The 20915-nt window shown below is 60.5% G+C and carries 15 protein-coding genes; 7 read left to right on the top strand and 8 right to left on the bottom strand.

Translation table 11 applies throughout. From position 1 onward, the window contains the following. Nucleotides 1-8 precede the first annotated feature (8 nt). The 7 genes from EDE05_RS08025 to cysG all read left to right on the top strand — a co-directional run bounded on the left by EDE05_RS08025 (nt 9) and on the right by cysG (nt 10696). A complete protein-coding gene (locus EDE05_RS08025; protein ID WP_105371378.1) occupies nt 9-806 on the top strand; it encodes an ABC transporter ATP-binding protein in 798 nt (265 codons plus the stop codon). A gap of 4 nt (nt 807-810) precedes the next feature. Continuing rightward, entirely contained in the window at nt 811-3261 is a 2451-nt protein-coding gene (gene nirB, locus EDE05_RS08020; RefSeq protein WP_112799415.1) for a nitrite reductase large subunit NirB, read from the top strand. A gap of 5 nt (nt 3262-3266) precedes the next feature. Then, nucleotides 3267-3605 (top strand): nitrite reductase small subunit NirD, encoded by a 339-nt coding sequence (nirD, locus tag EDE05_RS08015; protein ID WP_105371376.1) that lies wholly within the window; start codon nt 3267-3269, stop codon nt 3603-3605. A gap of 49 nt (nt 3606-3654) precedes the next feature. Then, complete coding sequence (locus tag EDE05_RS08010) at nt 3655-4500, top strand: formate/nitrite transporter family protein (RefSeq protein ID WP_105371375.1); 846 nt, start codon at nt 3655-3657, stop codon at nt 4498-4500. A 50-nt stretch (nt 4501-4550) separates the two neighbouring features. Then, nucleotides 4551-6284, top strand: a complete 1734-nt coding sequence (locus tag EDE05_RS08005) for a bifunctional protein-serine/threonine kinase/phosphatase (RefSeq protein WP_132409459.1) — start codon at nt 4551-4553, stop codon at nt 6282-6284. Nucleotides 6285-6573: 289 nt separating this feature from the next. Next, on the top strand, nt 6574-9246 hold the full coding sequence (locus EDE05_RS08000) for a nitrate reductase (RefSeq protein WP_132409461.1): 2673 nt from the start codon (nt 6574-6576) through the stop codon (nt 9244-9246). Further along, entirely contained in the window at nt 9218-10696 is a 1479-nt protein-coding gene (gene cysG, locus EDE05_RS07995) for a siroheme synthase CysG (protein ID WP_132409463.1), read from the top strand. The genes EDE05_RS08000 and cysG overlap by 29 nt, the downstream gene beginning before the upstream one ends. 51 nt (nt 10697-10747) lie before the next feature. On the opposite strand, the gene EDE05_RS07990 is transcribed toward cysG, so the two are convergent. From EDE05_RS07990 to EDE05_RS07955, 8 genes are all read right to left on the bottom strand, one after another. After that, on the bottom strand, nt 10748-13084 hold the full coding sequence (locus EDE05_RS07990) for a polysaccharide biosynthesis tyrosine autokinase (RefSeq protein WP_112799424.1): 2337 nt from the start codon (nt 13082-13084) through the stop codon (nt 10748-10750). A 76-nt stretch (nt 13085-13160) separates the two neighbouring features. Further along, nucleotides 13161-14066: a UTP--glucose-1-phosphate uridylyltransferase gene (locus EDE05_RS07985; RefSeq protein ID WP_132409467.1), complete on the bottom strand. Its 906-nt coding sequence runs from the start codon at nt 14064-14066 to the stop codon at nt 13161-13163. Next, on the bottom strand, nt 14057-15070 hold the full coding sequence (locus tag EDE05_RS07980; RefSeq protein WP_132409469.1) for a glycosyltransferase family 2 protein: 1014 nt from the start codon (nt 15068-15070) through the stop codon (nt 14057-14059). Before EDE05_RS07980 ends, EDE05_RS07985 begins: the two co-directional genes overlap by 10 nt. Then, complete coding sequence (locus tag EDE05_RS07975; RefSeq protein WP_132409471.1) at nt 15067-15996, bottom strand: glycosyltransferase family 2 protein; 930 nt, start codon at nt 15994-15996, stop codon at nt 15067-15069. Before EDE05_RS07975 ends, EDE05_RS07980 begins: the two co-directional genes overlap by 4 nt. Further along, on the bottom strand, nt 15996-16997 hold the full coding sequence (locus EDE05_RS07970; RefSeq protein WP_132409473.1) for a glycosyltransferase family 2 protein: 1002 nt from the start codon (nt 16995-16997) through the stop codon (nt 15996-15998). Before EDE05_RS07970 ends, EDE05_RS07975 begins: the two co-directional genes overlap by 1 nt. Nucleotides 16998-17005: 8 nt before the next feature. Beyond that, nucleotides 17006-18199, bottom strand: coding sequence for a glycosyltransferase (locus EDE05_RS07965; protein ID WP_132409475.1), 1194 nt, complete (start codon nt 18197-18199; stop codon nt 17006-17008). Nucleotides 18200-18266: 67 nt separating this feature from the next. Then, nucleotides 18267-19064, bottom strand: coding sequence for a glycoside hydrolase family 16 protein (locus EDE05_RS07960; protein WP_162712387.1), 798 nt, complete (start codon nt 19062-19064; stop codon nt 18267-18269). A gap of 3 nt (nt 19065-19067) precedes the next feature. Continuing rightward, complete coding sequence (locus EDE05_RS07955; protein ID WP_245505081.1) at nt 19068-20225, bottom strand: acyltransferase; 1158 nt, start codon at nt 20223-20225, stop codon at nt 19068-19070. Nucleotides 20226-20915 lie beyond the last annotated feature (690 nt).

Genomic DNA, 20915 nt, shown 5'->3' with positions numbered 1-20915 from the left:
GCGGACCCATGAACGCCTATCTGAAGCTCGACCATATCGACAAATATTTCGACCGCGGCGGCGTGCGCGCCGAGGTGTTGAAGGACATCAACCTGACGATCTCCAAGGGTGAATTCGTCTCCATCATCGGCCATTCGGGTTGCGGCAAGTCCACCTTGCTGAACCTCGTCGCCGGGTTGACGCCGGTTTCGGCCGGCGCTGTCCTGCTTGAAAACCGCGAGGTCAATGCGCCCGGGCCGGAACGTGCCGTGGTCTTCCAGAACCACTCGTTGCTGCCCTGGCTGACGGTGTATGAAAACGTCAATCTCGCCGTCGCCAAGGTCTTCAGCCGGACGAAAACCAAGGCCGAACGCCACGACTGGGTGATGGCCAATCTCGACCTCGTCCAGATGGCACACGCCAAGGACAAGCGGCCCTCGGAAATCTCCGGCGGCATGAAGCAGCGCGTCGGCATCGCCCGGGCTCTTGCCATGGAGCCAAAGATCCTGCTGCTCGACGAGCCCTTCGGCGCTCTCGACGCATTGACCCGCGCGCATCTGCAGGATGCGGTCATGGAAATCCACTCGCGCCTCGGCAACACGATGGTCATGATCACCCATGACGTCGACGAGGCGGTGCTGCTTTCCGACCGCATCGTCATGATGACCAACGGACCGTCGGCCCGGATCGGCGAAGTCCTCGACGTGCAGATCGACCGCCCCCGAAACCGCATCGAACTCGCCTCCGACCGCACATACCTCAAGTGCCGCGAGGCCGTCCTCAAATTCCTCTACGAACGCCACCGCTTCGTTGAAGCCGCGGAGTAATATCATGACTGAGAAACTTGTTATCATCGGTAATGGCATGGCCCCCGGGCGCATGCTGGAACACCTCTTCGAACAGGCGCCGGGCCGCTATCAGGTCACGATCTTCAATGCCGAACCGCGCGTCAACTACGATCGCATCATGCTCTCGCCCGTCCTTTCGGGCGAGAAGACCTACGAGCAGATCGTCATCCATGGTGACGGCTGGTACATCGATCACGGCATCACGCTCTACAAGGGCCACAAGATCGTCGCGATCGACCGCGCCGCGAAGACGGTCACCTCCGATCACGGCGTCACCGAGAGTTACGACAAGCTGGTGATCGCCACCGGCTCGGTACCTTTCATCATTCCGGTGCCTGGCAAGGATCTTCCCGGCGTCATCACCTATCGCGACCTGGACGACGTCAACGCTATGCTGCTCGCCGCCCAGTCACGCGCCAAGGCCGTGGTGATCGGCGGCGGTCTGCTTGGGCTTGAAGCTGCGGCCGGACTTGCCGAGCGTGGCATGGACGTGACCGTGCTGCATGTCATGCCGACGCTGATGGAACGTCAGCTCGATCCCGCCGCTGGCTATCTCCTTCAGAAAGCCGTCGAAGATCGCGGCATCAGGGTCATCTGCAAAGCCAATACCAAAGCGATCATCGGCGATGGCAAAGTGGAAGGCATCGAACTCGACGACGGCCGCATCATCCCGGCAACGCTCGTTGTCATGGCGGTCGGCATCCGGCCGAATGTCGGCCTGGCCAAGGAAGCCGGACTTGCCGTCAATCGCGGCATCGTTGTCGACGCCGGCATGCAGACCTCGGATGGCGACATCTTCTCCATCGGCGAATGTGCGGAAGTGGGCGGCATGGTCTACGGCCTCGTCGCGCCGCTCTACGAAATGGCGCGCGTCGCGGCCGCGCACCTCGCGGGCGATACGAAGCCTGCCTTCGTCCATTCCGACACGCCGACCAAGCTCAAGGTCACCGGCATCGATCTCTACTCGCTCGGTGATTTCGCCGACGGCGACGACCGCCAGGAAATCGTGCTGCGCGATGCCACTGCGGGCGTCTACAAGCGCCTCGTCCTCAAGGACAACCGCATCATCGGCACCGTGCTTTACGGCGAGACCTCCGACGGCGCCTGGTTCAACGATCTGAAGAAAAAAGCGACCGACATTTCGGAAATGCGTGACACGCTGATCTTCGGACAGGCCTATCAAGGGGGTTCTCCGCTGGACCCTATGGCGGCCGTTGCAGCCTTGCCGGATGATGCGGAGATCTGCGGCTGCAACGGCGTCTGCAAAGGCAAGATCACCTCAACGATCACAGCCAAAGGCCTGACGTCGCTGGACGATGTGCGTGCTCACACAAAGGCCTCCGCTTCCTGCGGCAGCTGTACCGGGCTTGTCGAGCAGTTGATGGCGCTCACGCTTGGTGACGCCTACAACCCGGCCGCTGTCACTCCCATGTGCACCTGCACAGAACTCGGCCATGACGACGTCCGCCGCTTGATCAAAGCGAAGAAGCTGAAGACGATCCCTGCCGTCATGCAGGAACTGGAGTGGAAGACCTCCTGCGGCTGTGCCAAGTGCCGCCCGGCGCTCAACTACTACCTCGTCTGCGACTGGCCGGACGAATATGCCGATGATTACCAGTCGCGTTTCATCAACGAGCGTGTCCACGCCAATATTCAGAAGGACGGCACCTATTCCGTTGTTCCGCGCATGTGGGGCGGTGTCACCAACTCCCAGGAATTGCGCGCGATCGCCGATGTGGTCGACAAGTTCGAGATTCCGTTGGTGAAGGTGACGGGCGGTCAGCGTATCGACCTTCTAGGCGTCGAGAAGGAAGATCTGCCGGCTGTCTGGGCCGATCTCGGCAAGGCGGGTTTCGTCTCCGGCCAGGCCTATGCCAAGGGCTTGCGCACAGTAAAAACCTGCGTCGGCTCCGACTGGTGCCGCTTCGGCACGCAGGATTCGACGGGCCTCGGCATCCGCATCGAGAAATTCATGTGGGGTTCCTGGACGCCTGCCAAGCTGAAAATGGCCGTCTCCGGGTGTCCGCGCAACTGCGCCGAGGCAACCTGCAAGGATATCGGCGTCATCTGCGTGGACTCGGGCTTCGAGATCCATTTCGCAGGCGCCGCTGGCCTCGACATCAAGGGCACGGAGGTGCTTGGCCTGGTGAAGACCGAGGACGAGGCGCTGGAGCACATCGTGGCACTGACCCAGATGTACCGCGAGCAGGGCCGTTACCTGGAGCGCATCTACAAATGGGCGAAGCGCATCGGCCTCGACGAAATCCGCCGGCAGATCATGACCGATACGGAAAAGCGCAAGGCCTATTACGAGCGCTTCGTCTTCAGCCAGAAATTTGCGCAGGTTGACCCCTGGTCCGAGCGCGTTTCCGGCAAGGACAAGCACGAGTTCAGGCCGATGGCGACTGTCGGCTTCAATCAGGCCGCGGAGTAAAGGAGATGACGATGAACTGGATTGCAATCGGCAAGATCGATGACATCCCGCTTCGCGGCGCCCGCTGCGTGAAGACGCCCATGGGTAAGATCGGGGTGTTCCGCACTGCTGAAAACCAGGTTTTCGCCATCGAAGACCACTGCCCTCACAAGGGCGGCCCACTCAGCCAGGGGATCGTGCACGGCACTTCGGTGACCTGTCCGCTCCACAACTGGGTGATTTCGCTCGAAACCGGCAAGGCGCTCGGTGCCGACGAAGGCTCCGTCAAAACCATCCAACTGGAATTACGCGGCGACGAAATCTTCATGGCTCTCGAGAGCCTGGCGCTCGCCGCAGCCGAATGATGCTTGCCACACTCTCTACAAAAATCATGACTGGTGGAGGAAATAAACCATGTCCTATGTAGCCCCGCAGGAACTCGCGACGAAAATGATCGACGCGGGTGAATCGAAAATCTTCATGTCCACCAAGGACACCCTGATCCGCGCCTATATGGCCGGCGCCATCCTGGCACTGGCAGCAGCCTTCGCCGTCACCATCACGGTCAATACCGGACAGCCGCTGCTAGGCGCACTGCTCTTTCCGGTCGGCTTCTGCATGCTCTACCTGATGGGCTTCGACCTCCTTACCGGCGTCTTTACGCTCGTACCGCTGGCCTTGATCGCCAAGCGGCCAGGCGTGACGCTCGGCGGCGTGCTGCGCAACTGGGGTCTCGTCTTTGTCGGCAATTTTGCCGGCGCCATGACGACCGCCCTCTTCATGGCGATCATCTTTACCATGGGCTTTTCCGAAGCGCCCAACGCCGTCGGCCAGAAGATCGGTGTGATCGGTGAATCGCGCACGATCGGTTACGCTGCTGCTGGAGCGGCCGGCATGCTGACCCTTTTCGTGCGGGCGGTCATGTGCAACTGGATGGTTTCGACGGGCGTCATCGGCGCCATGATGTCCAATTCGGTATCCGGCAAGGTCATTGCCATGTGGATGCCGATCCTGGTCTTTTTCTATCTCGGTTTCGAGCACTCCATCGTCAACATGTATCTCTTCCCGTCGGGCATCATGCTGGGCGGTCATTTCACCTGGCTGGACTACTTCCTCTGGAACGAAATCCCCACCGTAGTCGGTAACCTTGTGGGCGGCCTGACCTTCGTCGGCGGCGTGATCTACGCCACCCACTACAAGACCTCGCCAAGCCGCAAGGGTGAAGAAAAGCCCGCGACACGGCTTGTCGCCGCGGAGTAGTCTGCACTGGCTCCGCCGCGGCCGGCGGAGCCACCCTCCAGGAAAAATCTATGCTGCAGTCTCTCGCCCCGGGCAAACTCAAGGTCGACATCGGCCAGTATTCGGCGCCGGGCCGCAAGGCAATCAATCAGGATTTCCACGGCGCCATCGTCCCCGAAGGCGCCGTTCTTGCAATGAAGGGCGTGGCGCTTGCCATCGCCGACGGCATCTCCTCAAGTCCGGTCAGCCACATCGCCGCCGAGACTGCGGTCAAGAGCTTCCTGACCGATTACTACTGCACCTCCGATGCCTGGACGGTGAAGACTGCGGCGAGCCGTGTGATCGACGCCACTAATTCCTGGCTCCATGCGCAGAACCGGGGTGTGGAGAATCTCGATCGCGCGCATGTCACCACATTTTCGGCGCTCGTACTGAAGGGGCGTCGGGCACATATTTTCCATATGGGCGACAGCCGTATCTGGCGGTTGTCGGGCGACAGTCTGGAGCCGCTGACAAGCGACCACCGCCTGACCCCATCGCAGAGCGAAAGCTATCTCGGCCGCGCGCTTGGCCTCCTTCCTTCGGTGGAGATCGATTATCACCGGCTGGACATCCATACCGGTGACGTTTTCGTACTGACCACAGACGGCATCCATGACCATGTCGCTCCTCGCCATATCGCAGCGCGCCTCATGTCAAAAGGAGATCTGTCCGCTGCGGCCAAGGACATTGCCGCCTCGGCATATGAAGCGGGAAGCGACGACAATCTGACGATCCAGGTCGTTCGGATCGACAACCTGCCGCATGACGATTTCGAACCGGTCTTCGATCTTGCGGGTTCCCTGCCTCCAGCCTCCCTGCCCCGGATTCCCGGCGATTTCGAGGGATATCGGCTCCATCGGCAGATCCATGCAAGCAGTCGCAGCCACATCTTTTTCGCAACCCAGCCGGAAACCGGCGAGAACGTGGTCTTGAAATTTCCCTCCGCAGACATGCGCCAGGACGAGAACTACCTTCGGCGCTTCGCGATGGAGGAATGGGTCGCACGCCGGGTCTCAAGCATTCACGTGTTGAAGAGCCGGCAGCCGCTCAAGCCGCGCCGGTCGCTCTACCTGGTGATGGATTATGTGGAGGGCGAGACCCTTGCCCAGTGGATGGCCGATCGGCCAAAGGCGGATCTTCGGTCGGTGCGGGATATCGTCGGCCAGATCGCCAATGGGCTTCGTGCCTTGCACCGGAAGGAGATCATCCACCAGGACCTGCGGCCTGAAAACATCATGATCGATCGGAGCGGTACCGTGAAAATCATCGACTTCGGATCGGCAGCAGTGGCCGGAGTGATCGAAGCGGCGCCGAGCCTTGATGACCCCGACATACTCGGGACGGTGCAATACGCCGCGCCGGAATATTTCGCAGGCGAGCGGGGAAGCGAGCAGTCCGACCTCTACTCGCTCGGGGCGATTGCCTACCACATGCTGACGGGCCGACTGCCCTATGGCCCGGCGGTCGCACGCACAAGAAGCAAGAAAGAGCAGCGGAAACTTCGTTTCGCCGGCCTTCGCGAAATCCGCCCCGATGTGCCGGACTGGGTCGAGGAAGCCATCCGCAAGGCCGTCGATCCCGATCCAGCCAAACGATACACCGAACTCTCGGAATTCGAATATGACTTGTCGCATCCGAATGCGAAGCTCCTCAGGACCCGTTCGCCTTCGTTGATGGAACGTAACCCGCTGCTGTTTTGGAAGGTGCTAAGCCTGTTTTTAGGGCTGATCATTATCAGTCTACTGGCCCAAGACTTCACCTGAAAAGGCATATGCACAATTTTTGAGCTGCAATTGCATCTTATTAAATCTTGTGCAATTCCGTTTCTTTTGCGATGATACAGGCGGAGCAAAAGGCCCTTTCAGCCATGTTCCAACCGGCAAATCTGCAACGGAGCGGACCCGCCGAAAGCCCAAATTCAGGCGCCAGCATCGACGCTGTGTACTCACCCAGAGTCCTTTCGGGACTGGTTGATTGCGCAGCGTTTTTCGTTTCCGGCTCCTGGGAATGCCGCTTCAGCAATCTGTCGTCCAGCGAGGAACTAGTAGGCCGATGCGCCCAGAACTCCGGAATGAGAACAGCACAAGGACCACCTGCCCCTATTGCGGCGTAGGCTGCGGCGTCATCGCCTCCGTCGATGGGACAGGTACGGTCAAGATCGCGGGCGATGCCGACCATCCCGCCAACTATGGCCGCCTCTGTTCGAAAGGCTCGGCGCTTGCCGAAACCATCGATCTTGACGGTCGGATCCTCTATCCGGAGATTCACGGCGAGCGCAGCAAATGGGACGAGGCCCTGGATCTTGTCGCCCGCAAGTTTTCCGAGGCCATTGCCGAACATGGACCCGATTCAGTTGCCTTCTATGTCTCGGGACAATTGCTGACGGAAGATTATTACGTCGCCAACAAGCTGATGAAGGGCTTCATCGGTTCTGCGAACATCGATACCAATTCCCGGCTCTGCATGTCCTCCTCCGTTGCCGGCCATCGCCGCGCCTTCGGTTCCGACACCGTTCCCGGGACCTATGAGGACCTGGAACTTGCCGATCTGGTGATCCTCACCGGCTCCAACCTCGCATGGTGCCATCCGGTGATCTACCAGCGCCTTGCGGCCGCTAAGGCTGCGCGGCCGGCTATGAAAGTAGTCGTTATCGATCCCCGCCGCACCATGACCTGCGACATTGCCGACCTGCATCTGGCGATCCGCCCCGATGGGGATGTTGCGCTTTTTATGGGCCTGCTTGCCCATCTCAGCAAAAGCCTGGCCATAGACGAAGCCTATATCTCCGCCCACACAGAAGGTTTTGCAGACTCACTCGCATCCGCATCGGCGCTCACGCTCGACACTTTGATCACGCGCACCGGTCTGCCGGTTTCCCAGCTGCTCGAATTCTTCCGGCTGTTCGAAACGAACGAAAAGGTGGTGACCTGCTACAGCCAGGGCGTCAACCAATCCTCGACCGGTACCGACAAGGTCAATGCCATCCTCAACTGCCACTTGGCCACGGGCCGCATCGGTAGACCCGGCATGGGGCCTTTCTCGCTGACCGGTCAGCCGAATGCCATGGGCGGACGAGAAGTCGGCGGGCTGGCAAACATGCTTGCCGCCCATATGGCGGTCGAAAACCCGGAGCATCGCGACCGTGTGCAGCGGTTCTGGGCATCGCCGACACTCGCGCAGAAACCTGGGCTGAAGGCGGTGGATATGTTCCGCGCCGTGGCTGACGGACGTATCAAGGCGCTGTGGATCATGGCAACGAACCCGGTTGTTTCAATGCCGGATGCGAATGCGGTCGAGGCAGCCATACAGGCCTGCCCCTTCGTCGTGGTCTCCGATATTCAGCACGAGACCGATACGGCGCGCCATGCGCACGTGCTGTTGCCCTCTGTCGGCTGGGGCGAAAAGGATGGCACCGTCACCAATTCCGAACGCCGCATTTCCCGCCAGCGACGCTTCCTGGCCGCTCCCGCGGAAGCCAGGGCCGACTGGTGGCAGGTTGCTGAAGTCGGACGCCGCATGGGTTTCACAGGCTTCGACTTTTCGTCGGCGGCCGAGATTTTCGCCGAACACGCGGCGCTTTCGGCATTCGAGAACGAGGGCAGCCGCGATTTCGACATCGGCGCTCACGCGGCAATCGATGGCCCTTCTTATAACGCCTTGATGCCTTTCCAATGGCCGCAACCTGCTGGCTCGCAGCCCGCGACGACCCGCTTCTTCGCAGAGGGCGGTTTCTTCCACCCTGATCGCAAGGCCCGCTTCGTTGCGGTCCAGGCGCCGGAGACGGACCGGAGCAGCACGCGATATCCGCTGACACTCAACACCGGCCGCGTCCGCGATCATTGGCATACGATGACCCGCACGGGCAAAAGCGCCAGGCTTTCGGGCCATATCGCCGAACCCTTTGCCGAACTACATCCACGCGATGCGATGGAGCTCGGCGTCCGAGGCGCCGGGCTTGTGCAGCTGGAAAGTCCTTACGGCAAAGCCATCGTGCGTGCGCTGGTAACTGAGCGGCAGGCGCAAGGCAGCGTCTTCGTGCCGATGCATTGGAACGACCAGTTCGCGGCGCAGGCACGCATCGACGCACTCGTCGCTCCGGTGACCGACCCCCATTCCGGCCAACCTGCGTCCAAGAACGTCGCCATTGCCGCGCGGTCCTTCGCTGCCGCTCTTTATGGTTTTGCAGTGTCATCCACCAGACCGGCCACACCGAAGGCCGATTATTGGGCTCTTGCCAAAGCCGAGGGCGGATGGCGGGTGGAGCTGGCATTCGCGGATCAGGTCGGCGACTGGACGGCCTGGTGCCGGAAAGCCTTTTCCATAGGCGGCGATATCGAGCCCCTCGGTTATGCCGATCATGACACCGGAGATCTTCGGCTCGCCTTCTTCGATGGCTCGAGACTGCTTGCCGCCCTGTTCCTTGCGCGCCAACCCGTTGCCGTCGCCCGCAACTGGGCGATCGCCCAGCTGACGGCCGAACATAGCGACCTGCGCAAGCGCTTTGCCATCGTCGCCGGTCGGCCCGGCGCTGACCAACCCGACCCAGGCGCCACCGTCTGCTCCTGTTTCTCGGTTGGCGTCAACCGCATCGTCAGTGCCGTCCGGGGCGGCTGCCACAGCGTCGAAGCCATCGGCAGGGAAACCAATGCCGGCACCAATTGCGGCTCCTGCCGCGCAGAAATCAGGGGGATCATCGATGGATGTCTTGCAGCAGCAGCGGAATGATGCGCCCGCCCGCCTGGCGCCCCTTGCGAAGCTTCCCGTCTTCTGGGGGCTTGAGGGCAAGCGGGTGATTGTCGCAGGCGGATCGGATGCCGCGGCATGGAAAGCGGAACTTCTGGCCGCCTGCGGTGCCGAGGTCCACGTTTATGCCAAAGACCTCACCGAGACCTTCGGCCAGTTGGTCGGGCGCGGATCCGAACATCCGCAAGGCCGTTTTGTACATCACCCCCGGATGTGGAGTGCCGAAGTGCTGAACGGGGCCACCCTGGCGGTCGCCGATTGCGAAGAGGAGGCCGAAGCGGAAGCCTTCTTCCATGCAGCGCTGAGAGCCGGCGTACCGGTCAACGTGATCGACAAGCCGGCCTTCTGCCAGTTCCAGTTCGGTTCGATCGTCAATCGTTCGCCGGTCGTCGTGTCGATCTCCACGGACGGCGCAGCCCCGATCCTGGCTCAGGCGATCCGTCGGCGTATCGAGACACTCCTGCCGCAATCGCTGAAAGGCTGGGCAGAGCTTGCCCAATCGATGAGAGAAAAGATCAATGCCCGGCTCGCGCCTGGTCAGCAACGGCGCGCCTTCTGGGAGCGTTTCGTCGATCGTGCATTTGCAGGTTCCAATACGCCGGAGGAGGCGGTCGGCGGGGCGCTTTTGAGGGAGGCGGAAAGGCTCTCGGAAGCCCCCGCCATCGGCCGCGTCACCTTGGTCGGAGCCGGTCCCGGCGACGCGGAATTGCTGACGCTGAAAGCCATGCGTGCCCTGCAGGCCGCAGATGTCATTCTCTTCGACGATCTTGTTTCCGACGATGTGCTGGAACTCGCTCGACGCGAGGCAAAGCGGATGCTGGTCGGCAAACGCGGCGGCCGTGAAAGCTGCAAGCAGGAAGACATCAACGCGATGATGGTCAAGTTCGCCAAGGCCGGAAAACGCGTCGTGCGTCTGAAATCCGGCGATCCGATGATCTTCGGCCGTGCTGGCGAGGAGATCGCCTGCCTGGAGCAGGAGGGAATACCCGTCGACATCGTACCTGGCATCACCTCGGCCAGTGCCATGGCCTCCAGGCTCGGCGTGTCGCTCACCCACCGCGACCATGCGCAGGGTGTCCGATTCGTCACCGGCCATTCCCGCAAAGGGGTGCTGCCGGATAATCTCGACTGGCGTGCGCTCGCCGACTCCAGCACTACGACCATCTACTACATGTCCGGCCGCACTGCCGGAGAGATTGCCGCCAGACTTATGGCGGCGGGAATGAACTCCACCATGCCTGTCGTCATCGTCAGCGCGGTGAGCCGGCCAAACGAACGGCGCTGGAGCGGCTCGTTGAGCGATATGCCTGCCGCGATGGCTGAAATCGGCATCGACAAGCCGGTGCTGATCGGCATCGGCGACGTATTCCGCAAGGCTCTCCGGACTGCGGACGTAAATCGCCTGGATGGCAGGATGGCCGTACGCGCCTGAGACTTGCGGATGAGCTGGAATGAGAAGGGGCGGTAAACCGCCCCTTTCAGTTTATCGAGGCGCCGACGCGGAGCCTTCCTTGTAGTAGGAGAGGTAATTGTTGCGCAGCCGCTCGGGTGCGCCAGGATCCGCATAGCGGTGCAGTTCCGACATCTCCGTCTTGTTGAGGATGACGCCGACCGTCTTGGAAGCGATCTGCGGCTCCGAACGCATCACCGACTGCACTGCCTTCGTCGGTGTGACACCCCATTCGGTCACGAAGACAAAGCCGTCGACATAAGGCTCGAAAGCCTTGGCATCGATCACCGGGATAAGCGGCGCCAGATCCACGACGATGACATCGAACGCATCCTTGACGCTTTCAAGGAACTGGCTCATGCCGGCTGAAGCAAGGAGTTCGCTCGTATGGGCAAGCTGCTTGCTGCGCGTCGTCATCGGCAGGATTGTCAGTCGCGACCGGCGATCTACCCGGGCGGCATTGGTCCAGGACGTCTTCTGCAACACGACCTCGACCAGACCGATCTCCGGCTCCGATGCCAGCATGCGGCTCAAGCCCGGATTGCGGAGATCCGCATCGATGACGAGGGTGCGCACGCCGCTCGAGGCGATGAGACCTGCGAAATTCGCGGCAACCATCGACTTGCCCTCGCCAGGAAGGCAGGAAACGACACCGATGACCCGGCATTTGCGCTCCTGCAGCATGATATCGCAGGCAAGCTTGGTATTTCTGAGCGTTTCGGCAAACTGCGAACGCGGCGCTTCGACAGCGACCCTCATCAGACGCCTGAACGAGATCGGGTTGCCGGGCGGTGCAGCCGCAGCCTCCGCTTCGGTCGGTTGAGGTGCCGGCTTTTCTTCGGCATGGATGCCGGAGAGCGTCGGCAGGTAGCCGAGGAAGCGAAGGCCCAGCTTGTCCTGAACATCATCACCGGTGCGGAAGAAGCGCTCGCGCAGTTCCAACAATGTCGCTGCCGCGCAGCCGAGCATCAGCCCGAGGACGACCGACAATGCCATGGTGAGCGTCTTGCGCGGGCTGGAGGGGGCCGTCGGTGTACCAGCCTCGGAAATCACCCGTGCCTTGGCGATCGGGAACGATTGCCTCTGGGTCGCCTCTTCAAATCGACCGAGATATGACTCATAAAGCGTCTTCAGGGCCGCAGCCTTCTGCTCCAGTTCGCGAAGCTGCACCATCGAGACATTGGCTTCGGAATTGCGGCCGGCGACCCGGTCGATGCTATCCCGCAGCGACTTTTCGCGAGAGCTCGCAACCTCGAATTCGTTGCGGAAACTTCCCGTCAGCTGCTGAAGTTCGCGGTAGATCTGCTGGGAGATCTCCTCCTTCTCGCTCTTGAGGGCAACTGCCTGGGGATGATCCGCGCCGAACTGCTGGATGACGCCCCGCTCGCGATCATTGATTGCGATATAGCGCTTGCGAAGATCCTGGATCACCGAGTTGTCGGTATCGCGCGCCGAAATGACTGCATTCTCGACGGCCGCCTCAGCACCCTTGTCGATGATCGCTTTATATTGCTGGTAGCGCGCTGAAGCGGTCGCGGAATCCGCCTGGGCGACGATCAACTGGCTGTTGAGATCGGAGAGCTGCTGACTGGAGAGGAGCTCACCGCGCGGAGAAACAAGCCCATGCTCGGTCTTGTACTGTTCAACAGCGAGGGAAGCCTGCTGCGCGCGGCTGTTGAGGTCGTTCAGCCGCTCCTGCAGCCAGAACGAGGCTCGTTCAGACGCGTCAAAATTGGCATTGAGCTGGTCGGTCAGATAGGAATCCGCATAAGTGCGAGCAATCGCCGCGGAAAGCTGCGGATCCGGAGAGCGGATGGAAATCGCGATGACCGAACTGCGCCCGACCCGCTCCACCGTCAGAGCCTGCTGCAGAACGGCGGCCGCCTTCTCGCGACGGCCCATGCGCTCGAGCTCTTCAGAGGGGGGCGGTCCGCCCGGCGTCAGCAGAGATGTCACGCTCTTGATCGCGCCCTTGGCGAGATCGACGGGTGATTTCGGTGGATTCACCAGCGTCTCGTTTTGGTCGAACTTCCCCTTATCAACGACGCGCAGTGCCAGTGCCTTCGATTTGAGGATTTCCACGGCGCTCGACATGCGGTTGTCGATCTGCTGGGCGGTCTGGCTGTCCTTCTCATCCTCAGCGTAGCGCGAGAGATTTTCGTCGATGAGAATCTGCGTCATCGCCGTGTAGATTGGCTGGGCCATGAAAAGATAGAGCCCTGCGAGAACGACCGTCGCAACTATGCATGCAATGATCACGCCCAGGCGGCGTATGACCGCTGCCCAGAGCTTGTCGAGATCGATGAACGTGTCGCTGTCGCGCGTCTCGCTCGGAAATATTGTTCGCGGTCGAAAGTTTACCTGATCCATTGGGCTCGCTTTCCGGAGCTTGTAAGTGACGGACGGCAGTTGGTGCTGCCGCCCGCCGCAAATAGGTTTGATTATGCTATGCGGCCTGGACGCGCGTCTCGTGCGACATCAGCAGCTCCTTGAGAGAGGCATGGATTTCTGCGCCCATGTCGGCGCGCAACATGGCGAATGCCACATTGGCCTCGATAAAGCCGCGCTTGCTGCCGCAATCAAATGTGCGCCCCTTGTAAGGATGCGCATGGAACGGCTGGACCTGGGCAAGCTTGTGCATGCTGTCGGTCAGCTGGATCTCGTTGCCGGCGCCACGTTCCTGGCTGGCCAGAAGCTCGAAGATCTCCGGCTGAAGAATATAGCGGCCATTCAGGTAATAATTTGACGGCGCGTCCTCCGGTTTCGGCTTTTCGACCATGGCCGTCACTTCGAAACCGTTCTTGACGCCCCGACCGACACCAACGACGCCGTAGCTCGATGTCTCCTCGGGTGCGCATTCCTCGACCGCGAAGACATTGCCTCCGACCTCTTCATATAGGTCCATCAGGCCGGCCATGCATCCCTGCGGGCCGTAGGACACCATGTCGGGAAGCAGGAGGGCGAAAGGCTCGTCGCCGACAAGCTCACGGGCGCACCAGACCGCATGTCCGAGGCCGAGCGGCACCTGTTGACGGGTGTAGCTTACGGTGCCGGCGACCGGCAGCATCTTCTCGAGCTGCGTTACCTGTACGGTCTTACCCGAGCGCGTCAGGGTGGCGATAAGTTCCGGAGCGCTGTCGAAATAGTCCTCGATCGCGGTCTTGTTGCGGCTGGTGACGAAAATGATGTTCTCGATCCCTGCCTGCATGGCTTCATCGACCGCATACTGGACGACGGGGCGATCGACGATCGTCAACATTTCTTTCGGCATGGCCTTGGTGGCCGGCAGGAACCGAGTGCCGTTGCCTGCGACGGGGATCACCGCCTTTCGAACTGGTCTGTTCATATCCATTCCTTCGTCCTTTCCGGAGGGCGCCCCCGCCCTATCCGATCGGATTTCAGTTGGCGCCAGCGGTGTCCCACCAGCCGGCGCATGCGGACAGCAATCGGCATACGCAGGTGCTTGAGTGCACCCGGATGCCGGACTGCTGTTTTCAAGAAGCCCCCCACGGAGCCTTTCTTGATTTCGTCGACGAGCGTTAGAAATGCCGTCGCCTCGTGGAAACTTCTGGTGCGGCGGGTTTGAGCCGCCATGGCCTTGGCATCCAGTTTGTAGCGGGCGAGAAAGGCCCGGTCGGAAGCCAGCATCGCGTCGATGTGGGACTGCTCCAGCACCCGCGAAATCGAACCCTGCCTCAGGTGATAGACGTAGCCGACATCCGGAGTGATTGCGCAGCGTGCACCGCAGGCAAGCGCCGACGCGAGCAGCAGGTAGTCTTCCCCTACCCTCAGCGTGTCATCAAAACGCAGTTGGTGACGGACCAGGAAATCGCGTTCAAAGATCGGCTTCATGTAACCGAAATTGAAGGTCGACTGGAAGATCACGTTCGAGCCGATGAAGTCGGCAAGCGTCAGGATCGGCCGCCGCTTGAGCTCTTCCCGGGCAAACATGGTCTGCGGCTTTCCGCCCTCAATGGGAACCACGTCGAGATTGTCGAGTACCACCTGAGCCTCGGCTTCCTCAGCACGCTCCAGCATCGTCAGCAGACGGGTGGGATAGACCGTGTCGTCGGCGTCGAGAACGGCAATCCATCGTCCCCGCGCCGCCGCAAACCCGGCATTGCGGGCCGCTGCAGGTCCGCCGTTTTCCTCCTGCTCGATGAGCCGCACCCGCTCGTCCGGATAGTGGCGTACGAGTTCTCGCGTGGCGTCCTTCGAGCAATCGTCGATGACGATCACCTCTACCGCTACGCCGATCTGGGCAAGAGCGCTGGCAATCGCTTGCCCGATCGTATCCTGGGCATTGTAAGCCGCGATCACAAAGCTCACATCTGGCTGGAAATCGGACATCGTCATGCGGTTTCGACGGCTCCATATTGTCGGATTTCGCGCATCCCCAGTGTGCCGGAGACCACGCCGGCATGAAGCGCAGCGCGCAGGACATAACGATTGCGCTTGACGGGTGAAAATGCCGTCGCCGCGCCCATTGCCGCGCAGAAGACGAATTTCAGGCCCGCAACTCCGGTCTGTTTGACACGGCTCAGGCCGGCATTTTTCGCGGCAAGAATGCGCCCATGCGTCTGACCTGACCGGAAACGGCGCTTGGCAAGCCAAGAAAAGCTGGCGCGCTTTTCCGGAACCCGTTCTTCGACGATGGCGTCCCGGGCGAACTCGATGCGCCCGCCGTCGTCGGTCAATCCCGTAAAGAAATGCGTATCCTCGCCACCGCTCTGTCCAAGCGACAGCGCAAACCGTCGCCCAGATACCGCCGGCGAGCGCATGTCGAGCAAAACGTTGCAGGTGTAACCGGTTCTGATACGCCCCTCGACCCACACCGGCATGGTGGAGTGGAAATCACCCTTCCGCATCCAACCGGCGCTTCGGCCATCATAAATCGCCCTGACCGGGCCTAGAACCGCATCGGCTCCGCTGTGCATCAGGGTAGAGAAGAGTTCGGCGAGCCATAGAGGCGTCGCCGTCTCGTCGTCGTCGATAAAGGCGAGATAGTCCGCATCGCTTTCGGCAAGGCAGGCATTGCGCGCGATGGAGATATTCGATTTTGGGCAATGCACGTAGTGGATCGGGAACGGCGAATGCACCCGCATCTCGTCTACCAGCGCCCGCGCACTGGGACTTGCGTCGTTATCGGCGACGATCAGGCGCAGCTGGACTCCCATGGGTTCGGCGAGCCTGAACAGGGATTCGAGCGTCGCCCGCAGTTCCGGCCTCCGATAGGTGCAGATGCCGATATCGATACGAACCGATCTTTCGCCTGCCGTCATCACGCCGCCCTCCGTCCGACGCCGGCCAATTCCAGCCAGAAGCCGGCAGACCAGGCAAAATGCATGATCATGGCCGAGAGCGAGGCGAGCGGGCCGTAGGGGTTTTTCTGTCCGACAGCCATCCAGAAGCCGTAACCGAGGCAGGCAGCAGCCCAGATCACCAGTGGTACCGCCGCCCACCAATAGATGAGTGCCAGAACCGCCCCGACAACGACCGGTGCGACTGCCAACGGAATCGCCTGCCGGAGCTTCGGGACTGAACGGTGTTTCATGAGATTTTTTGCCCGGCCGCGACCGTAGGCGAGATATTGCTTGAAGAGGGCCGAAGCGCTGGCTCGCGGATAATAGGTCATATAGGTCTTGCCGGTCATCCAGATCCGGAAGCCGGCGGCGCGCAGCCTGAAGTCAAGCTCGGCGTCCTCGTTGTGACTGAAATTCTCGTCATAACCCCCGACGGAACGAAAGGCCTCAATTCGCATCAGCGCGTGATGGCCGTGATCGACCCATTCGCCGCCCCCTCCCGCACGATGCTTGGAGCCGCCGTTGCCGAGCTTGGAGTTCTGAGCAATGGCGGTCGCCTTCTGAAAGAGGCCGAAACCGATGGTTTCCATGCCGACCACCACGGAATCGGCGTTCATCTCGATCGCCTCATGGATGAGGGTCCGGCAATAGTCATCCGGGTAATCGCCATGTGCGTCGATGCGGATGAGATAGTCCCGATCTTCTCCGAAACGATCGACGGCAAGATTGATGGCGGCGCTTTGTATCCGCTTGGCGTTGGCGAGCAGCAGGAGGTCTGGAATTTCGGACGTGAGACTGCTGACGATCTCGGGCGTGCCGTCCCGGCTGCCGCCGTCGGCCACGACGATCAGCATATCCATTGCTCCGCGCTGCGCATGAAGCTTGCGCAGAAGAGGTTCGATCGTCGCCGCCTCGTTGAGGCAGGGGATCACCAGAAGCGTTCGGGCATCCTGGATATCGGAGAGCAAACGCGAAACCATACTCCACCTCACGACTGCACGGTTGATACAGCCGGCACATCCGCCGGCGGCGAGATGTTGGGATGTAGGGCGGAGAGCCGGGAAACAAGGGCGCGGCAATCTGCAGGGCCTGTAACCCACTGGCTGCGTTCGACAGCGCTGAGGCGTGAAACAAGATCGAGGTAACGTGCCTCGGTCATGCCCTTGAACAGCATTTCGAGCGCTTCGGGCGTCGCTCTTTCGATCGCCGGGCCAATTCCCCGGTTCTCCACGAACCTCCCGGTCTCGGTTCCGGAAAGGGCAATCGGGACAGTGCCGTAAAGACCGCCTTCGTAGAGCCGGTTCGGCAGGAGCCAGCTTGAATTGAGCCCTTCCTCGAAGAAGTCGATCGCCCAGCTAAATTGGACGTCGCGATAGATCGCCGCAAGATCCTCCGGATTGCGGTAGGCGCCGTGGAATTCCACGTGAGGCGCACTGCTCACCTTCGCATCGAAATCATCGAACTCGCTGTAGGCAGGGCGACCGCGCAGAACGACCTCCACCCTGCCATCCATCCGCCTTGCCAATTCGAGCAAGATATCCAGCGATTTTCGGCAGCGGAGCGCACCGAACCAACCGATCCGCCAGGGTTGTCCAGGCTTCGGCAATCGCGGTGCCGGCGCGGCAGACACGATTTCGGGCTTCAATGCCAGCACCTTGTTCTCCAGGAGCAGGACCGGCAAGTCGAGCCCCGAACGGGGCTTGAAGAAATTCTCCACGAAAGCCGGCGAACTGGTGACCAGTAGGCTGGCACGGCGGCCGAAATAGCGCTGGACCTGACGCATCAGCCGGCCCTTGGCGCCTTCGTCCAGGAGCAGCCTGTGAATATCGAGGCATTCATAAACCACCGGAATGTCGCGACCGAACAGCGAGGCCGCGTGGCCCGCAAGCGCCAGGGTCTCCAGGTTGCGGGCGATGATGACGTCTGGCCGCGTCACTCCGGCCAATTTCGACTTCAAGGTCATTCGCGCAGCGATCACCGCGCCGATACGCTGGGCGAAACGGCCGTCCGCAGTTCTCCCGAGCACTGTGGTCGGTACATCGCGCTCGTCCGCCAATACGCTGGCTCCACGCTTGAAACCCGCGACAGTAACCTCTGCGCCACCCGCCTTCAGCGTGAGTACGCGGCGCCTGATCGCCGCGTCGGCCAGATCGTGAGCGAGATAGAGAACATTCAGACTCAAGTCGTCCAACTCCTTTCAGTCCCTCCCGGCCCTTCCAACCTGTTGGAAAACCGGGAGAGCAAATGCCTCAGTCAAGCGTGCAAAGCACGGATTCGGGAAAACGGCAGTCCTCGCCAAGCGCCGTAAAGGCGATGCGGTCGACAGACATCGAGGCCGGCTGGGTATAGGAGAACGCGCCCATCCAATTCTTCAGGGTGTCCGTACCCCAGAGGCTGAGGAAGATCTTCTGAGGGTTCGACGGTATCTTCGCCTTGTCGGTCACTTCCTGGACGAGTTTTCCGTTCAGGAAATAACGAAGGCGGTTTTCTTCCCAGATGAAGGCATAGTCGTTGAACCCCTGGTCGGCGCCGCCGGCGACCGGCACCAGCTTTTCATTGCCGCCCTTCGCACCGATATACTGATTGACCTGTACTTCGCCCGCGTTCTTGCCGAGAACTTCGAAGTCGATCTCGTCATGCGGTTTCTTGTCGGTGGGGCCGATATAGGTGAAGAACGCCGAATTCAGGCCGGAGCCGGTCGCCGCCTTCATGCGCACCTCGTAGGTACCATATCCGTAGCGAGCCTTCGTCTGAATCTCTCCGCAGGCGTAGTTTCGATCCTTGGCTTTGCCTTCGGAAAATTCCAGCTGCAAGATACCGTTCTCGACCCGTACCTGCTTCTTCGACCATGTGCAGTTCTGATGGCTGCCGTTATTCCAGCCGTCGGAAACGTACCAGAAGGAGCGGTCGAGGCTGTCGAAGTTTTCCACGAAGGATTTGCTGTTCGCACCCTGCTGCGCGAACGCGGCAGACGAAAGCATGCCCAACGCCGCGGTTGCGATGATGATCTTGCAGGTTTGCTGAATCTGTCTGGCTTTCGCCATCATGTTTCACCTTTGTTGTTGCGTCATGGCCGGCTCGCCAGGGCGAGAAAGTCCGGCAGGAGAATGGGACTTTGCAGCTGCGGTAAGTTTGGCCTTGCGCCCGCGGCTGCCGGTCAGCACTTCGTAAAGCGCCGGCATTGCACGAGAGATGTAGCGGTTGGAGAAGGCGAGGATGATGAAGCTCCCCAACGCCGCGCCGAAGTAGAAGAGCAGATAGAACTCATCCCCCGCCAGCCGGTTCCACACCATCCACATCACCACGAGCAGTGGATAATGGGCGCAGAATATCCAGAAGCTCAGGCTGCCGGTGGCGGCGAGACGTTGGCTGATAGGCAGCCGAATCAGGAAGGAGGACATCAGCCAGAAACCCACCACACCGAGCATCGACAGGGTATTGCGGGCAAGATCGACAACCCAGGGGAAGTCGGGCCCGGTATGGTATTGCGCGACGGAAAGCAGGGCTGCCGCTGCAAGGGCAGTTGCACTTCCGATGCCGGCAAAACGGTCGAGAGCCTTGAGGTCCTGCCGGTAGAGCGCCAGGAATATTCCCAGCGTGAAGCTGAAAAGGATCGTTTTCTTCAGCACGATCCCGAGCGTCACCTCGGGCAGGATCGCCACGAAAAACAGGACGCCGAGCGTAGGCCCGGGGTACCGGCGGACCAGGAACGCCAGGATCGGCGAAAGGATGATGCAGACGACGAGATCGCGCAGGAAATAGAGGGGAAGATTGATCGGCAGTTCTTCCGTCGCCAGCGCGGAACTGAGCAATTCGCGCGGCGCAGCATTCCACAGATCGGGGAAATATCCTTCGCCGATACCGATGCGCTGAGCAGCGAACACCGCAGCAAACAGGCCTACGTTCCAAAGCAGGAACGGAAGCAGCACGGTTCTCGCCTTCGAGCGGAGTGTCTTTGAATAGTCGAACCCGCTCCAGCCGCGCTGGAACAACAGGTAGCCCGAAATAACGCTCAGGCATGGCACGCCGATGCGGAACAGGCTGTCGCCTAGAAAGACCCTCAGCCAGTCGAAGAACCCGTTCGCCCCAATGAAGGGGCTGGTCTGCGGATCATGCGGCACATGCACGAAGACGATGCCGGAAATCAGCAGGATACGCATCAAATTGATACGGGAGGATATGTTCTGATCAACAGTCAAACGAGTCACCCCTTTTGGGCAGTGCCTCCCTTCACCGCCGTTTCAATCAGAGCAGACTTGAGCCCGCAATCCGAAAAAGGATCGCCCCGACTTTGGCGCAAAATGTGGCGACGCAGCAAAAAACGTTGATGACAGGTCTCGAAACGACGCGCCTCGACTGGTTTTCACCCCTCAGAAATTGTAGCACCCATCATAATTTCCAAGGGTTTCGTGCCAAGTTCTCATAGATGATTGTTGCAGTGCAGCACGCGAAAAAAATCTGTTTCTCGGCGACAAAAACGTTCTATGTGACCGTACGGGATTACCGCGCGAGATCTGAACCCATCTAAATTGGGGCAAAATAAAGGCGCTTTTGCGGCACATTAAGGCGGAGAAGGCAGAGTTACTGACCCTCGCCTCCATGTGGGATCAATGGCCGAATTTTTCGTAGAGCACATCAGACACCGTTGCGAAATATGGTGAGATCCACCGCGTCGATCACGGCCGGAAACTGCAGGAGAAATAGGCGTCTCAGCCGTTAATTCGAAATCTTCCGGCATGGGTGCTCTTGCCGGAATCGGCGCCGTGACAAATTTCAGCCTGAATGTGACGGTCTTTGATAGCCCGCTTCAGCCGGAATTTGGCGTGATCGCTTCACGCCTTTGGCTGGAGCATATGTCAAAATCCCGTTGCTGGAGTTCAGTCTAATACGGCAGCGAG

The organism is Neorhizobium sp. R1-B (assembly GCF_004368875.1).
In the GTDB taxonomy this organism is placed as follows: domain Bacteria; phylum Pseudomonadota; class Alphaproteobacteria; order Rhizobiales; family Rhizobiaceae; genus Neorhizobium; species Neorhizobium huautlense.
Note: the sequence above shows the minus strand (reverse complement) of the source record. Positions and strands in the feature narration are given on the sequence as shown.

What these genes read in the sequence shown, in the direction of transcription:
- EDE05_RS08025 (WP_105371378.1), top strand. Translation starts at nt 9, where the DNA reads ATGAACGCCTATCTGAAGCTCGACCATATCGACAAATATTTCGACCGC.
- nirB (WP_112799415.1), top strand. Translation starts at nt 811, where the DNA reads ATGACTGAGAAACTTGTTATCATCGGTAATGGCATGGCCCCCGGGCGC.
- nirD (WP_105371376.1), top strand. Translation starts at nt 3,267, where the DNA reads ATGACGATGAACTGGATTGCAATCGGCAAGATCGATGACATCCCGCTT.
- EDE05_RS08010 (WP_105371375.1), top strand. Translation starts at nt 3,655, where the DNA reads ATGTCCTATGTAGCCCCGCAGGAACTCGCGACGAAAATGATCGACGCG.
- EDE05_RS08005 (WP_132409459.1), top strand. Translation starts at nt 4,551, where the DNA reads ATGCTGCAGTCTCTCGCCCCGGGCAAACTCAAGGTCGACATCGGCCAG.
- EDE05_RS08000 (WP_132409461.1), top strand. Translation starts at nt 6,574, where the DNA reads ATGCGCCCAGAACTCCGGAATGAGAACAGCACAAGGACCACCTGCCCC.
- cysG (WP_132409463.1), top strand. Translation starts at nt 9,218, where the DNA reads ATGGATGTCTTGCAGCAGCAGCGGAATGATGCGCCCGCCCGCCTGGCG.
- EDE05_RS07990 (WP_112799424.1), bottom strand. Translation starts at nt 13,084, where the DNA reads ATGGATCAGGTAAACTTTCGACCGCGAACAATATTTCCGAGCGAGACG.
- EDE05_RS07985 (WP_132409467.1), bottom strand. Translation starts at nt 14,066, where the DNA reads ATGGATATGAACAGACCAGTTCGAAAGGCGGTGATCCCCGTCGCAGGC.
- EDE05_RS07980 (WP_132409469.1), bottom strand. Translation starts at nt 15,070, where the DNA reads ATGACGATGTCCGATTTCCAGCCAGATGTGAGCTTTGTGATCGCGGCT.
- EDE05_RS07975 (WP_132409471.1), bottom strand. Translation starts at nt 15,996, where the DNA reads ATGACGGCAGGCGAAAGATCGGTTCGTATCGATATCGGCATCTGCACC.
- EDE05_RS07970 (WP_132409473.1), bottom strand. Translation starts at nt 16,997, where the DNA reads ATGGTTTCGCGTTTGCTCTCCGATATCCAGGATGCCCGAACGCTTCTG.
- EDE05_RS07960 (WP_162712387.1), bottom strand. Translation starts at nt 19,064, where the DNA reads ATGATGGCGAAAGCCAGACAGATTCAGCAAACCTGCAAGATCATCATC.